The sequence below is a fragment of the Lysinibacillus sp. GbtcB16 genome, from assembly GCF_019091145.1.
In the GTDB taxonomy this organism is placed as follows: Bacteria; Bacillota; Bacilli; order Bacillales_A; family Planococcaceae; genus Lysinibacillus; species Lysinibacillus fusiformis.
The window spans coordinates 1-242 of the sequence record NZ_JAGXJV010000789.1 but is presented as its reverse complement, the minus strand read 5'-3'; the positions used below and the strand labels follow the sequence as shown (position 1 = coordinate 242).

Here is a 242-nt window from a genome sequence, read left to right as displayed (position 1 = left end):
ATACTATCTCCAAAGCATACTAACGTTTTCATTAAGCTACTCTCCTTTTACGTATGAAACAACTTTCCTTCTATTGCTTTTATATATCTTTCAGCAGAACGTTCAACTGCCTCATCTGCATTTTCTTTTACTACTCGATGAAAAGCATTGTATAAACGATTAAACTGTAACGGCTTCACTCGGTTCACCATTTCTTCCACTTTTCTCGCTGGTAATGGAATTAAGTTTGGATAGCTTTACAT

The 242-nt window shown here is 35.1% G+C and carries 1 pseudogene; it reads right to left on the bottom strand.

The features are described from left to right. Nucleotides 1–47: 47 nt before the first annotated feature. Nucleotides 48–236 (bottom strand): annotated as a pseudogene (locus KVT27_RS25905) (hypothetical protein); the annotation flags it as partial. Nucleotides 237–242: the final 6 nt, after the last annotated feature.